This is a genomic window from Tenacibaculum litopenaei, assembly GCF_964514025.1.
GTDB classification, from domain to species: domain Bacteria; phylum Bacteroidota; class Bacteroidia; order Flavobacteriales; family Flavobacteriaceae; genus Polaribacter; species Polaribacter litopenaei.
The window spans coordinates 228,229-243,724 of record NZ_CAZEQT010000003.1 but is presented as its reverse complement, the minus strand read 5'-3'; the positions used below and the strand labels follow the sequence as shown (position 1 = coordinate 243,724).

General features: G+C 37.8%; 11 protein-coding genes and 1 tRNA gene. 6 read left to right on the top strand and 6 right to left on the bottom strand.

The features are described 5' to 3' along the window. Window positions 1-15: 15 nt before the first annotated feature. The 4 genes from ACKTS5_RS05640 to ACKTS5_RS05625 form a co-directional block, all read right to left on the bottom strand. A complete protein-coding gene (locus ACKTS5_RS05640; RefSeq protein WP_408042872.1) occupies window positions 16-2,484 on the bottom strand; it encodes a C13 family peptidase in 2,469 nt (822 codons plus the stop codon). Window positions 2,485-2,667: 183 nt separating this feature from the next. Next, window positions 2,668-3,849 carry an AIR synthase related protein gene (locus ACKTS5_RS05635; RefSeq protein WP_408042871.1) on the bottom strand — a complete coding sequence of 394 codons (1,182 nt, stop codon included), beginning with the start codon at window positions 3,847-3,849 and terminating at the stop codon, window positions 2,668-2,670. Between the two features lie 318 nt (window positions 3,850-4,167). Continuing rightward, window positions 4,168-4,644: a GNAT family N-acetyltransferase gene (locus ACKTS5_RS05630; protein ID WP_408042870.1), complete on the bottom strand. Its 477-nt coding sequence runs from the start codon at window positions 4,642-4,644 to the stop codon at window positions 4,168-4,170. 3 nt (window positions 4,645-4,647) lie between these two features. Next, window positions 4,648-6,831 carry a glutamine synthetase III family protein gene (locus ACKTS5_RS05625; RefSeq protein ID WP_408042869.1) on the bottom strand — a complete coding sequence of 728 codons (2,184 nt, stop codon included), beginning with the start codon at window positions 6,829-6,831 and terminating at the stop codon, window positions 4,648-4,650. A 194-nt stretch (window positions 6,832-7,025) separates the two neighbouring features. Between ACKTS5_RS05625 and ACKTS5_RS05620 the strand changes: the two genes are divergently transcribed. Beyond that, window positions 7,026-8,036, top strand: coding sequence for a glutamine synthetase beta-grasp domain-containing protein (locus ACKTS5_RS05620; protein ID WP_408042868.1), 1,011 nt, complete (start codon window positions 7,026-7,028; stop codon window positions 8,034-8,036). Between the two features lie 51 nt (window positions 8,037-8,087). Here ACKTS5_RS05620 and ACKTS5_RS05615 read toward each other — a convergent pair whose 3' ends face one another. Continuing rightward, window positions 8,088-9,029, bottom strand: a complete 942-nt coding sequence (locus ACKTS5_RS05615) for a calcium/sodium antiporter (protein ID WP_408042867.1) — start codon at window positions 9,027-9,029, stop codon at window positions 8,088-8,090. A gap of 529 nt (window positions 9,030-9,558) precedes the next feature. On the opposite strand from ACKTS5_RS05615, the gene ACKTS5_RS05610 reads away from it, so the two are divergent. From ACKTS5_RS05610 to ACKTS5_RS05595, 4 genes are all read left to right on the top strand, one after another. Continuing rightward, window positions 9,559-10,887, top strand: a complete 1,329-nt coding sequence (locus tag ACKTS5_RS05610) for a hypothetical protein (protein ID WP_408042866.1) — start codon at window positions 9,559-9,561, stop codon at window positions 10,885-10,887. A gap of 1,037 nt (window positions 10,888-11,924) precedes the next feature. After that, window positions 11,925-12,077, top strand: a complete 153-nt coding sequence (locus ACKTS5_RS05605; protein WP_408042865.1) for an SsrA-binding protein — start codon at window positions 11,925-11,927, stop codon at window positions 12,075-12,077. Window positions 12,078-12,087: 10 nt separating this feature from the next. Next, complete coding sequence (locus ACKTS5_RS05600; RefSeq protein ID WP_408042864.1) at window positions 12,088-12,315, top strand: putative signal transducing protein; 228 nt, start codon at window positions 12,088-12,090, stop codon at window positions 12,313-12,315. A gap of 48 nt (window positions 12,316-12,363) precedes the next feature. Beyond that, a tRNA-Arg gene (locus ACKTS5_RS05595) sits at window positions 12,364-12,437 on the top strand. Between the two features lie 1,152 nt (window positions 12,438-13,589). Here the strand turns inward: ACKTS5_RS05595 and ACKTS5_RS05590 are convergent. Beyond that, entirely contained in the window at window positions 13,590-14,474 is an 885-nt protein-coding gene (locus ACKTS5_RS05590) for a LysR family transcriptional regulator (RefSeq protein WP_408042863.1), read from the bottom strand. Window positions 14,475-14,582: 108 nt separating this feature from the next. On the opposite strand from ACKTS5_RS05590, the gene ACKTS5_RS05585 reads away from it, so the two are divergent. After that, window positions 14,583-15,203, top strand: coding sequence for a LysE family translocator (locus ACKTS5_RS05585; RefSeq protein ID WP_408042862.1), 621 nt, complete (start codon window positions 14,583-14,585; stop codon window positions 15,201-15,203). The last annotated feature ends 293 nt before the right edge of the window (window positions 15,204-15,496 follow it).

Here is a 15,496-nt window from a genome sequence, read left to right as displayed (position 1 = left end):
ACTCAAACGGTAACACTATTCTTTTACGATGCGCTGTTTTGAGATAACGCTATCACCTGCCGTAATGGTCACGATATAATGTCCTTTAGCCAAGTGTTTCAAGCCCAAACGCTTTTGATGCTGTCCTTTTGATGATTTCCCACTGTACAAGGTCGTACTTCTTCTCGAAAACAGTGACTGAGCCGTAACTCGAACATACTCTGACTTCAACAAATAGTAATTCGCAATAAGATACTCGCTGGCAGGATTAGGGTACACTCCCTTCACTCCTTGACCGATTTGAACTTGATCATCTGTTTCTTGCTTTTTAGTTTCTTCATAGGTCAGTGCAAATCGCTCACCTCCTTCGAACCCTTCTTTTCCTTCCTGAATGATATCCACTAAAAATGGGTATTTAGCCATGTCGGTATTCTTCAACTTAAAAGCTAATTTCAACTCAAATCGTTCTTCCGGTTTTAAAGGTATTCTTCCCAATACCGCTTCTGGCTTTAAAAACTGCACAGTATTTTCATTAACAACCTCTACACCTTCTGCAAACCCATTTCCTTTCCAACGCTCAAACAACTCAGGACTCATCGTCATTTGAATAGTTCCGTGCTCTAAGAACAAGGCTCTTTTCTTATTTGCAAATCCGCCGTCAAACAACCTCAAATTAATCAGCGCCTCCTGCTTGTGAATATTTCTAACAAATACCGATGTACTGATATTATTACTCGGATTTGTATCGTGCACTGAAACATTTTTCCAAGCTATATTATTATTTTGTTTGGTATTCCAATTTACACTGCTCCCTTCTGTACCGATAGGGTCTATTTGGGAAATAACTCGTGCCACTAAACAAAAATGGTGGATGTCTGATTCAAAATTTGAAGGTTTTGGTGGGTACCAAGGAATTTCCACGATCACCTCTCCATTTGGCATTACATCGGGAATATCTACAGGAACCGAAGTAATTTCATCACCGTGTAAAATATAATTCCCATTAGCCCAATCATAAAAATTAACCCAGTGTAATGGCCAAGACAAACCTGTTGACGCCTTTGAATAATACAAACGTATTTTAGCATCCGTAATTGGAGCACAACCTCTGTTTTTTACACGGATATACACACCGTTAGGACTGGTATTTTTGTATTCTGGATTTTGGTGGGTGGTTCCATTATCCATATTCTGACGTACCCAAATATCAGGACTGGTCCACATAGGTCCAGTAAAGGCATTGGGCTCTACTCCTGTATCAGTTACAGGATGATTAGGTGTTGCATTGTCACGGATGTACAAATCTCCCGTTCCGTTAAGCGTAAGTTGCTCTCCTAAATTTGTAGGATTCTCATCGTATTGAGGTGTTTCATTCTGCGAATCATTTGTCTCTGCATACAAAAACGCTTCACGCATTGAAACAACAGTATCACCGTTACTATCCGACACTACCGCCGTACCATTTGGCAACGCTTCGTTGACAGCAGAAGTCCAATAGTACACAAATTCGTCCGTATTGATGGTTGGTCCCGCCCACGACAATTCCGTGTGTTTCGCTGCTGTTGCAATTACCCTGTTCGGTGCCGAAAGATCGTCGATAAATCCACCACTATTACACTGCTCCATCACTATAGATATTTTTCCTGCATTCACCTTGTCGACCTCTACGGCAAACTCATCGTCGGTAATCGTTTCTCCCCATAAATACAACAAGGTATCCCAAGCAGAACTTCCTGCATTGTCAACACCACCGTGATCCGTAGTAAAAATGAACAATTCATCTTCGTCATTTAGAGTAGCCCCCAAAGTATTAAACACAGAAGTAATATTTGCATGCGTTGCTGAAAACTGAATATCATTATCTCCATCACCATCTAAATCGGGGTTAGAATTTGTTCCATTGGAAATATCTACAGCCGTATTCAAACCGTCTGACATTAATACGAATATGTTATTCTCGTCATATCCGTACTTATTAATAAGCGTACTATACACAAAAGAACAGTCATTCCAATAGCGTATGTGGTTTGCTCCTTGACTCCATCCACCACTGATAATTACTGCGTACTTATTAGATGCGGTACCACAGGCGATGTTGTTTTCCTTGATAAATTTCAACACGCGTTCGGGGGTTTTTGTCTTTTTGCGAAGGACCTTCATTTCGTGTATCCAATCGGGAGGTGTACTTCCTTTTACAAGTTGTAACTCTCCTGTTTCTACACCGACAAACACATAACGACAGGGATGTTGCCAATTCGCATACGGATTGTCGTCTAAGAAGAAAAACCAGGAAGCTTGCTTAGGCCCGCGTACAACCTGATTGAATGCTTTGATTTCCTCTCCTTGTTTGAGAGGTCGTTCAGCAGCATAAACCCACTGTTCATACTCATTGGTAATGAGTTCTTTTTCCTGAAGGAGCTTAAAAGCCTCTTCTAAAGATATTTGTGCCTGTAATGCTCCAAAAGAACACAAGGCTATCCAAACTAAAAATACTTGTTTTTTCATAATCTTTGATTTGATTGGTTAGTGATGCTAAATTACTGTGAACCAACAGCCCAACAACTAAGCAAACCACTAAAAAACAAGCAGTTAAAACCCCTATTTTAATTCCAGATTTCTCCTGTAAACATAAAAAAAACTCCTAAATCACAGTGATTTAGGAGTTTTACACCTTATATCTTAGTTCGTCTATTGGTACTCAAAAGTTCCGTACTCACTAGTAATCGTTAGTTTTTTCTCTGCAGAAGCCTCTACTCTACCAATTATTTTAGCAGCCACATTAAAAGACTCTGAAATAGCGATGAGTTCTTCAGCGACTTCGGGCTTTACATACAACTCCATTCGATGTCCGCAATTAAATACCTGATACATTTCTTTCCAATCCGTTTTAGACTGCTCTTGTATTAATTGGAATAATGGCGGAACCTCAAACATATTATCTTTTACAATGTGAAACTCGTTGACAAAATGTAAAATCTTCGTTTGTGCACCTCCTGAACAGTGTACCATTCCGTGAATATCATCAGATCCGTACTTCGAAAGAATCTCCTTGATAATTGGAGCATAGGTTCTCGTTGGAGACAATACCAATTTACCAGCATCGATCGGCGCATTATCAACTGCATCCGTTAACTTCGTATTTCCTGAATACACTAATTCTGAAGGTACGGAAGCATCAAAACTTTCCGGATACTTTTCAGCCAAGTATTTGTGAAAAACATCGTGACGTGCAGAAGTCAATCCATTACTTCCCATACCACCATTATACATTTTCTCGTAAGTGGCTTGTCCGAAAGATTCCAAACCTACAATCACATCACCTGCTTGAATATTTGCGTTATCGATAACTGCGTCACGCTTCATTCTCGCAGTCACCGTCGAATCGACAATTATGGTACGTACGAGATCACCGACATCTGCCGTTTCACCTCCGGTAGAATGAATGGTTACACCGAACTCTTTCAATTCAGCGATCAATTCTTCCGTTCCATTAATAATGGCTGCAATCACCTCACCAGGAATTAAATTTTTATTACGCCCGATGGTCGATGACAACATAATCTGATCTGTTGCACCTACACACAGCAAATCGTCAATATTCATAATTAAGGCATCTTGCGCAATTCCTTTCCAAACAGATAGATCACCTGTTTCTTTCCAATACATATACGCCAGAGAACTTTTAGTTCCTGCGCCGTCGGCATGCATGATTAAGCAATAATCATCATCCCCTGTTAAATAGTCGGGTACAATTTTACAAAAGGCCTTTGGGAATAGCCCTTTGTCTATATTTTTGATTGCGTTGTGTACATCTTCTTTAGCAGCTGACACCCCGCGTTGGGCGTAGCGCTTTGAAACTTCTTGACTCATTCGTTGTGTTGTTGTTATGTTGTTTGCGAAATTACTTTAAAAAGGGCAAACTATCAAAGTATAGCATGAATATTATACAGAAAATCAGTGGTCTAATACGATCTAAACCCCATGGTAAGCAAAGCTCCAACAATCACCACAAACAACTACTATTTAACCACTTACAAGAAAAACACAGACTTATTAGGGTGTTTTTCCTTAGTGTTCAACAAAAACGAAATAGTACTTTTATGACAGCTTATACTTAAGGGGAAAACATAAGCTTACACAAAATCTTGCGAGCCTACTCCGAAAGGAGTAGGCATTTTTGTTTTGTTATTAGCTGAGAATTTGCAAGCCTATATCTTTTTTAAAACAAATACTACTCATCACCTCCTTATAAGGCTCGTAGTTAGGGATAATCCCATACTCATTTTTTCGATACAAATTTACCGCAGAAGCCATGGTTTTACTCGTTTCCAAAATAATGTGTTCGAAGCGAAGTTCTCGAGCCCATTTTTCTAATTCTTTCAAGATATAGGTCCCGATATTCTGGCCGCGATGTTCTCGCTCAACATACATCCTTTTAATTTCGATGGTCTCTTTGTTCAGGACTTTAAAAGCTCCACAGCCCACCACTTCATCATCACTGTAACACAGTACCACATGTTGAATAGCGTCGAGTGTATTATGCTGCTGGAAAAATGCATCTTCCTTGCCGTTAATGGTAGTCAAATACGCATTTAACTTTTCTACCAATTCCATAAAATCTCGATCTGTCGCTGTTGTTCTAACAAGTGTAAGTACTGTATTCATAAGTTATCTAGTAAATAATAATTCTCTGTATTTAGTTAAAGGCCATAGGTTGTCATCAACCAATAACTCTAATTTATCAGCATGATAGCGTATTTCCTCAAAGTAAGGACGCACCTTATAACAATACGCATCTGCATTTTTTTGTCCTTTAAGTTTATTGGCACTCTTGCGCTCTTCGGTCATCAATTCAATTTTTGAATTCATTTCCGCAATATGGCTGGAAATTTTCTTAATCAACTTGATTTGCTCACTAGCATAGGTTTCGTAGTGCTCCTCAAAAATTTCTTTGAGTCCTTTAACATTCGTTATCAAGGTATTCTGGTACTGAATTGCGATGGGTATTACGTGATTTCTGGCCACATCTGCTAACACCCTACTTTCTATTTGGATGCGCTTCACGTACTCCTCCAACTCAATTTCATGACGCGCTTCTACCTCTACTTGATTCATCACCTTCATTTCTTCGAATAAGGCAATCGACTTCTTGGAAACTTTAGCTTTTAGTGCCTCTGGAGTGGTCTTATTATTACTCAGTCCACGTTTTTTGGCCTCCTTTTCCCAAGCTTCTCCATAACCGTCTCCTTCGAATCTAATTTTTTTAGATGCTTTAATGTACTCACGAAGTACATTAAAAACGGCCTCATCCTTTTTTAAACTCTTAGATTCTACAAGACCGTCAACTGCAATTTTAAACTCTTTTAATTGCTTTGCGATGATGGTATTCAATACTGTCATTGGCCCAGCACAATTAGACCAGGACCCCACGGCTCGCAGTTCAAACTTATTTCCGGTAAAAGCAAAGGGAGAGGTTCTATTTCTGTCTGTATTATCTAATAAAATCTCCGGAATTTTCCCGACGATATTCAGTTTAAGGTCTGTCTTTTCTTGAGGCGATAACTTTCCTTTCGTTACATTTTCCAACTCGTCTAACACCTCTGACAATTGGGTTCCAATAAATACAGACATAATTGCTGGCGGTGCTTCATTGGCCCCTAAACGGTGGTCATTACTTGCACTAGCGATAGAAGCACGAATAAGCTCTTCATAATCGTGTACCGCCTTAATCGTATTCACAAAGAAGGTCAAAAACTGCAAATTCTTCATAGGAGTTTTCCCTGGACTCAATAAATTAACCCCTGTATTTGTAGACAAGCCCCAATTATTGTGTTTTCCAGATCCGTTGATACCAGCAAATGGCTTTTCGTGAAATAACACCTTAAAATGATGACGTTGCGACACCTTTTCCATCAAATCCATCAACAAAGAATTGTGATCGACGGCTAAATTGGCCTCTTCAAAAATGGGTGCTAACTCAAATTGGTTGGGTGCCACCTCATTATGCCTAGTTTTTACAGGAATTCCCAGCAACATACACTCTTGTTCGAGGTCTCGCATAAAATTCATTACTCGCGAGGGAATGCTCCCGAAATAGTGATCGTCTAACTGCTGACCTTTTGCGGAAGAATGCCCCAACAAAGTACGTCCGGTCAACATGATATCCGGACGTGATGCCGCTAAGGCCTTATCGATTAAGAAATACTCCTGCTCCCAACCGAGGGTAGCACTTACCTTTGTTACATTTTTATCAAAGTATTTACACACGGCCGTTGCCGCCTCATCAACAGCCTGCAAAGCGCGTAACAAAGGGGCCTTATTATCCAAAGCCTCCCCTGTATAGGCAACAAATACTGTAGGAATACAGAGGGTGGTTCCATAGAGAAACGCTGGAGATGTCGGATCCCAAGCAGTATATCCACGTGCTTCAAAAGTATTGCGAATTCCCCCATTCGGGAATGAAGAAGCATCTGGCTCTTGTTGTACTAATTGACTACCGTCAAAACGCTCCATAGCGCCACCACTATATAAGGTATCAAAAAAGGCATCGTGTTTTTCGGCGGTTGCTCCGGTCAACGGTTGAAACCAATGCGTATAGTGCGTTGCTCCTTTTGACACTGCCCATTCTTTCATCCCCAAGGCAATTTGATCAGCAATTCGCCTATCTATTTTCGTTCCGAACTCAATAGCATCACGAACACTTTGATAAGCCTCTTTACTCATGTATTGTAACATGGCTCGTTCATCGAACACATTTTCAGCAAAAAGTGCTGACCTTCTCTTCTCTTCGATAATTGCAATGGGTTTTCTATTCAAAGTTTCCTGTAAAGCCCCAAAACGAACTGCTGACATATATATAAGGAGTTTAATTTCAGTCAAAAATAACAAATAACAAGTAACACCCCAAAAAAAAGAGGGGTAATCAACCAAAAAAGTATTTTTAAAAAAATAACCCCATAAAAATTTGGGGGTATTTAAAAAAATAATCATTTTTGCATCAACAACACAACACAACAACAATAGCTTATTATTAAAAAATAAAATTCATGACAAGATCTAAATTAGAGTACATTTGGTTAGACGGTTACTATCCAACTCAAAACATGAGAAGTAAAACTAAAGTAGTAGAAGACTTTAGTGGGAAATTGGAAGACTGCCCTGTATGGTCGTTTGATGGTTCATCAACGAAGCAAGCAGAAGGTGGAGATTCTGACTGTTTATTAAAACCTGTTGCTATTTATCCAGATCCTGCTCGTAAAGACGGTTTTTTAGTAATGACTGAAGTTTTAAATGCAGATGGTACGCCACATCCTACCAATGCACGCGCAACTATTGACGATGATGACAATGATTTTTGGTTCGGATTTGAGCAAGAATACTTCATCATGGACACACACACTCAACTTCCTTTAGGATTCCCTATCGGAGGATATCCTGGACCACAAGGTTTGTACTACTGTTCTGTAGGAGGTAGAAATACTCACGGAAGAGATTTCGTAGAAGAGCACGCTGACTTGTGTATCGAGGCTGGTTTAACTTTTGAGGGAATCAACCAAGAAGTAGCTTCAGGACAATGGGAGTTTCAATTGTTTGCTAAAGGTGCAAAGAAGGCAGGAGATGAAATTTGGGTAGCTCGTTACTTATTAGACCGTTTAACGGAAAAGTACGGTTACTACATTGAGTACCACCCAAAACCAGTAAAAGGAGACTGGAATGGTTCAGGGATGCATGCAAACTTCTCAAACACTTTATTACGAACTTGCGGTAGTAAGGAAACTTACGAAAAAGTTTGTGAGGCTTTCCGCCCAGTAGCAAAAGAACACATCGACGTTTACGGTGAGTTTAACGACCAACGATTAACCGGACTACACGAAACAGCTTCTATCAACGACTTTAGTTATGGAGTATCTGACCGTGGGGCTTCTATCCGTATCCCAATTATTACAGTGGAGCAAGGATGGAAAGGTTGGTTAGAAGACAGAAGACCTGCTTCTAACGCTGATCCGTACAAGGTAGCTGGTAGGATTATCGAAACAGTAAAGAGTGCTAATATTTAATACTCTTTAATCCTCAAAAAAAATCCTCTGAAGAAATTCAGAGGATTTTTTTTATGCGATAGTTTGGTAAACAAAGAACACATAAGCTGCAAGTAGTAAAACACCATCTCGCCATCCTAAACGCATTCCTTTCGGTATAAACACCAATGGCAAAATGACAAAGGAGATTGCCAACATCCAAAAAATATCTTTTGTAATTAAGGTTACTGCATCTGCCTTCACTTCTACAGGCGTAATCATGGCTGTAATTCCCAGCACTGCTAAAATATTAAATACATTAGAACCGATAAGATTCCCCAATGAAATGGCTTTTTCTTTTTTCATTACGGCAATAATCGAAGCTGCTAATTCAGGAATACTAGTTCCGACAGAAACGACGGTTACTCCAATAACAGCATCACTTACCCCCATACTTTTAGCAAGTGTTTTGGCTCCGTCAATCAATAATTCAGATCCTCCCCAAAGTCCAAGTCCTCCAATAATTAAAAACAAAGCTATTTTAAACAAAGGTAGGTCCTCATCATCTTCAGGCATTTCATCAACGACAGCCTGCTTTTGAAAACGCAATAAATAGACGAGAAAGGCGAGTAATGTACTGAACAAAATCACCCCTTCATACGATTGTATCGTTTTATCAAAAGCGATAAACACGTACAACAAAATCGAGGCAATCATCATCACGGGCCAATCCGTTTTGTAAAAACTCTTTTCCACATCTATGGGCGACAAAATGATAGTTACCGCTAATACAAGTGCAATATTTGCAATATTCGATCCAATAACGTTACCTACTGCCAACCCCGTTGCTCCATCTAAAGCCGACTTAACACTGACGATTAATTCGGGAGCAGAGGTCGCAAAAGACACTACTGTCATTCCTATTACTATTTTGGGTATATTCAATTTTAAAGAAAGCCCAACTGCTGCTTTCAGCAACCAATTCCCCCCTAAAACCAACAACACTAATCCAAGTAGGATATATAAAACACTCATAAAATTTGTTTTTTTTGCGAAGATAGGATTTTGAACAGAATATACCTCATGGTCCTACCTCTGAACACGACTTTTTCAGCGAGCTTCAATCGCAAGAAAAATCACTTCGCAGCAAAACAAAAAAAATCAAAACCGTCTAAAAACTACTTTTTGACACTTGATTTTCCTTTAGTTTTTAATTCAGGCAAAATTCACCCCTTTAGTTAATTACACTTTCACACCATAAAACAACTTTAAGACTACAATTTAAAACAAAACCCAAGGATACATAGTTACAAAAACAAACAATATCGACTTTTTCACCTAAAACTATTCATCCAATTCAATTAATTCCTATCAAAAGGTTTGGACACTGAATTTGCTTTCTCATATATTCGAAAAACAATTCCGGAATAACCAAAAATAATTAACCAAAAAACAACCAAAAACCAATGATCACTATTGCTTTAAAACTGATTGAATTTATCATGTCTGTCATCTCAATCATTTTAGACTTTTTTAATTAATCAACATTAAACATCACTATACTATGCTAACAGTAATTGGATTTTTATTAATTATTGCAGGGATTGCCACCCTCATACTCAAGGGAATTTTCACTGACAACAAAAACTTAAAGTGGTTCACCGCCGCAAAGAGCCTTCAAATAACTCTCTTAGGAATCATCCTCAGTACTATTTCAGGCATGTTCTTTTACGCAGAACCTGGTACAGCCTACGCCGTACAATATCCTTGGGGTACTCAAAAAGGAGTATTCAGACAAGGGATTAACACAAAAATGTGGGGACGCCTCATTCCTATTCAGTTTGAAATGCCAATCAAGTACGTCATTCCAAACAAATCAGGAGCACTGGGAGACCAAAGTAGGTATGCCTATGTAGACAAAGCTAGACAATGGGAATTTAACGATGCGGTGAAAGGAGAAATTGCAACCTCCATCGTAATTAGTATCGATATCTCTGACGAAAAGCAATTTTTATCGGTTGCGGACAGGAACAAAACAGAAAAAAACTTAATACGTTCACGTATTATTCCCAACATTGATCAATCCATAAAAAACACCTGTAAGCTCATGGCAGCTCAAGACTATATTTCAGGTCAAGCGGCAGATTTTGACAGGTATTTCCAAGATCAGCTTGAAAACGGAATGTATGTTTTGGAAGAATTCAAAGCTTCTGAGAAACCAGAGATTATTGGTGACAGCACTGTGGTACGCACCATTCCTAATAAAGAATCGAGGCAAAAGAGATTTCGAATAAAAATGAAAGATGGCGAGCCTGTTCGTGTACGTGGAAACTCACTAAAATCGTATGGTTTAACTGTTGTTCAAGCCGTAGTTACGGAAATTGATTGGGAAGAAACATTTGACAATCGCTTACAGTTACAAAAGGAAGAGGTAGCACAAACACAGTTAGAAAAGCAGCAAGCGGAACGTGAATTTTATCGTGCGCAAAAAGAAAAAGCCAAGGGAGAGGCTGAAAAAGCCAAAGAACGTGCTCGATTAGAAAAAGCACAAATTCAACAAACTATTGCTGCAGAAACTGAGGCTAAGGTTGCCGAGTTCAACTTAATAAAAGAAAAGAAACAATACGAGGTTGAACAATTTAAAGCAAAAAGTAAAAAAGTAGCTGCCGACGCACAATACTATGAAAACGCAAAACTAGTAAGCGCTGGACTAACACCTCAAGAACGCGCAGAATGGGAATATAAAACAGCTGTAGGAGTCGCTAAGCAATTAAAGGATTTACGACTACCAGCAACCTATATAGAAGGAAGTAAAGGAGGAAACAGTGGGAATTTGCTACAATCATTAATCGGAGCTGAACTAGCAAAGAAAATGATGGATAAGAAAAAGTAACAAAAGTTAAGCTACTGGAAAAAGAGAAAGAACCAGCTATGAACCCATAAACTGCTATGAAATAGCTAGAAAAAGAGAAAGAACCGCTATGAACTAATAAACTGCTATGAAAAAGCTAATAAAAGAGAAAGAACCGCTATGAACTAATAAACTGCTATGAAAAAGCTAGAAAAAGAAAAAGAAAAAGAACCAGCTATGAACCCATAAACTGCTATGAAATAGCTAGTAAAAGAAAAAGAACCGCTATAAACTAATAAACTGCTATGAAAAAGCTAATAAAAGAGAAAGAACCGCTATGAACTAATAAACTGCTATGAAAAAGCTAGAAAAAGAAAAAGAACCACTATGAACTAATAAACTACTATGAAAAAGCTAGAAAAAGAAAAAGAACCGCTATGAACTAATAAACTGCTATGAAAAAGTTAGAAAAAGAAAGAGTATCGCTATGAACTAATAAACTGCTATGAAAAAACTAGTAAAAGAAAAAGAACCGCTATGAACTAATAAACTACTATGAAAAAGTTAGAAAAAGAAAGAGTATCGCTATGAACTAATAAACTGCTATGAAAAAGCTAGTAAAAGAGAAAGAACCGCTATGAACTAATAAACTACTATGAAAAAGTTAGAAAAAGAAAAAGAACCGCTATGAACTATAAACTGCTATTAAAAAGCTAAAAAAGGAAAAAGAACCGCTATAAACTAATAAACTGCTATGAAAAAGCTATAAGAAGAGAAAGAACCGCTATGAACCAATAAAATGCTATGAAAAAGTTAGAAAAAGAAAAAGTATCGCTATGAACTAATAAACTGCTATAAAAAAGCTAGTAAAAGAGAAAGAACAGCTATCAAAAAGAAAAACCTCAACACATCAACAAATAAAGAGGAGTCATAAAAATTGTTAAAAAAGAAAAGTCAACGTTTTAACTACGACTAAAAGAAAAGCAAGTACTCGGCAGGATGTTTGCAGCATCCTGCCTGAAAGCTAAAAAAAGTATTTAATTGATTTTCACTATTTTTGATATATCAACTATTAAAAAATGAAAAAACAATTATTCACCCTATTAGCAAAGCTAAACAAGCTCATGTTACCTTCATTAAGTAAACGAAGAGTTGACCTTGCAAAGGCCACCAAAATTCAATTAGCATTAATTGGCTGGAGGACCTATGTTACCATGAATTCACTAAAATAAAACTATTAATATGGAAGAGTACATCAAAGTTTTCACTGGATCGGGAATCTTAGTAAACCGATTAAACCACTTATTAAAAGATCAAGATATCACCACCATGGTGAAAGACGAGAAAGAATCTGGACGATTAGCAGGATTTGGTACCACCGGACCCTCCGTAGAGCTACTTGTGTTACATACTGACATTGAGAAATCTAGCGAAATCATTGAAAATTTCAGAGAAGAAATCTCAAAATAATTTTCACAAACTAAAAAATAGTTCTATATTTGCACCCGCAATTAGCACGGCCTCGTAGCATAACTGAATAGTGCACTTGATTACGGCTCAAGAGGTTGCAGGTTTGAATCCTGCCGAGGTCACAACAAACAGAAAGTCCATCCTTTTTTAGGATGGATTTTTTTTATGTTATAAAGCGAATGCAAAACCTTAGTTTTGGATAGAGCGTAATAACTTAAAAAAATTACGCTACGCGTAAGGGACTTTCTATTTTCAAGAGAGAGCTTTGTCAGGAAAAACCTAGTTAATCCTGCATACCCATTACCAACCTTTCGGCAGGATTCCCCAACGCACCACCTGGCTCTTCATTATTTGAGGTCTACTAGACCTCGAATGAACATTCTGCCCTTGCCGAGGTCACAACAAGCAGAAAGTCCATCCTTTTTAGGATGGATTTTTTTTATATTAGAAAGCGAATGCAAAACCTTAGTTTTGGATAAAGTGTAATAACTTAAAAAAATTACGCTACGCGTAAGGGACTTTCTATTTTCAAGAGAGAGCTCAACCAGGAAAGGCAAAGCCAATCCTGCATACCCATTACCAACCTTTCGGCAGGATTCTCCATCGCACCACCTGGCTCTTCATTATTTGAGGTCTACTAGACCTCTAATGAACATTCAGCCCTTGCCGAGGTCACGAATAAATCAACAAAAAGTTGAATCTGAAGCAAGCTCAAATAAAAGAGCTTGCTTTTTTATTTGAGTGAAACGAAGATTCTTTTGTTGATTTTCAAAGCGGAGCTTTGTCAGGATAAATAACGTTAATCCGACAGAATTTTCAATAAGCAGAAAGCTCATCCGTTAGGATGCATTTTTCAAACGAAGGCAGCAGAAAATTTATTTTACTGATGGAGTAGTAAGAAAAATAACAACGAAGTGAGAGGCTTTCTATTTTCAAAAGAAAATTCACTTAGGAAAAACCTGGTTAATCCTACAGATTTTTCAATAAGCAGAAAGCTCATCCGTTAGGATGCATTTTTCAAACGAAGACAGCAGAAAATTTATTTTACTGATGGAGTAGTAAGAAAAATAACAACGAAGTGACAGGCTTTCTATTTTCAAGAGAGAGCTTTGTCAGGAAAAACCTAGTTAATCCTGCATACCCATTACTAACCTTTCGGCAGGATTCTCCAACGCACCGTCTGGCTCTTCATTATTAGAGGTCTACTAGACCTCTAATGAACATTCAGCCCTTGCCGAGGTCACGAATAAATCAACAGAACTCAACTCTTGTATTTATGAATTTCTATAGCCTCCTAACTCACAGGCTTTATCAGCTAACTCGATTACTTTCTTCACCGTATTATTCAACTCTTTTTTTCGCCAGCTAATAAACAAATCAATAGTTTCTTCAAGTTCTATAAAAACTACATTCTCTAACTGAGAGGATTTAAACGACAAAGGCAATACAGAAATACCGAGCCCTTTAGAAACCAGATTTATAATCATACCTCCAAAGTCTGACTCAATAACCGTTTTAGGCTCAAAACCCTTTTTCGAAAACCACGATCGTAAGGAAGCGGCAAAAAACGTTGCTTGATGTAAACCCGAAATAATAAACTTCTCATCCTCTATACCTGTGAAATCACCGGTACTAAATCGATGATTTTTGGGTACCACCAAGCACATAGGCTCTGAATACAATATCCGAGATTCAATATTTGCATTATCAAACTTCTCCCTCCCCAAAGCGATGTCTGTTTTAAAATCTATCAGTAGCTTTTCGTGACTCTCATCCGTTGGTTCGATGAGTTCTATTTTCAACTCTGGCAATTCACTGTGTAAAACCTCCAAAAAGCTAGGTAAAAAATCATAGGCTATAGATCCAGGATAGGTAATTGCAATAGTCCCCGCTTTTCCCTCATCAATCTTTTTTCCTTGCTGCAGCACCTGATCAAACTCCTTTAAAACATTTGACCAATGCTCTTGAAAAAACTTCCCTGCATTGGTCAGTTTCACATTGCGTTTATCTCGCTCAAAAAGCTGAATCTGCAGCTCGTCTTCCAATGCTTTTATCTGTCTACTCAAGGAAGATTGTGAAATAAAAACCTTATCTGCTGTATTCCAAAAATGGAGTTCTTCACTGAGTACTAAAAAATAGCGTATCTGTTGTATTGTCATATTTAATGCAATTTTAGCATTAGTCTATCAAAAATATGTATTTTAAAAAGGACTACAAAGCTGTTCCTTTGTCAAAAACATTCTATCCATTCTAAATGATACCACACCATGAATATCGATAATTTGACTACTTTTATGATTACCGCTTTGTTCTTTATCATGACTCCAGGAATCGATACTTTTTTCGTTTTAGACAAATCAATTAACCAAGGAATAAAATCAGGACTCTATGCCACCCTAGGTATAAACACAGGAATCATAGCACATACACTATTTACTGCTATCGGATTATCAACTCTTTTGGCTGCCTCTACCTTCATCTTTACTTGTATAAAAATTTTAGGAGCGGCCTACTTGATACATTTGGGCTACACGAAGTACAACAATCGAACCCCCCATACTAAAAAAGTACCCTTAACATCAAAACACAGTACTAAAAACGATTTTTGGAGCGGATGTATAACCAATGTATTAAATCCGAAAGTTGCATTATTCTTTTTAGCGTTCTTTCCTCAATTTGTCGCTCCGAATGAATTAGACAAGCCTATTCCATTTTTAGTATTAGGACTTACTTATGCAATAATTGGAATCGTATGGTATTCTATTTTAACCTTATTTGCCGGAAGTTTTAATCAAAAACTTTTAGAAAACCCCTACTACCTGCATTGGTTAAATAAACTAAGTGGCATAGTCATGATCGTCTTAGGATTAAAAATAGCCATTTCCTAAACCTCCCTTGTTTATGCTACCCACGACATCCTTCTTTTAAACGAATTAAAGTAAACCCCCTGTAAAATTTCTAGTTCCACGACCTTTATTTACGGTAGTCTTGAGAAGAACACTCCAAGCAGCAAAAATTTAAAAAACTACCTATCAATCACTTACAAAAAACCTTTGAGTTTTTTCATTTTTTATTGCAATTAATTGAAAATACTTTATATATTTGCATCCGCAATTACGGCCTCGTAGCATAACTGAATAGTGCACTTGATTACGGCTCAAGAGGTTGCAGGTTTGAATCC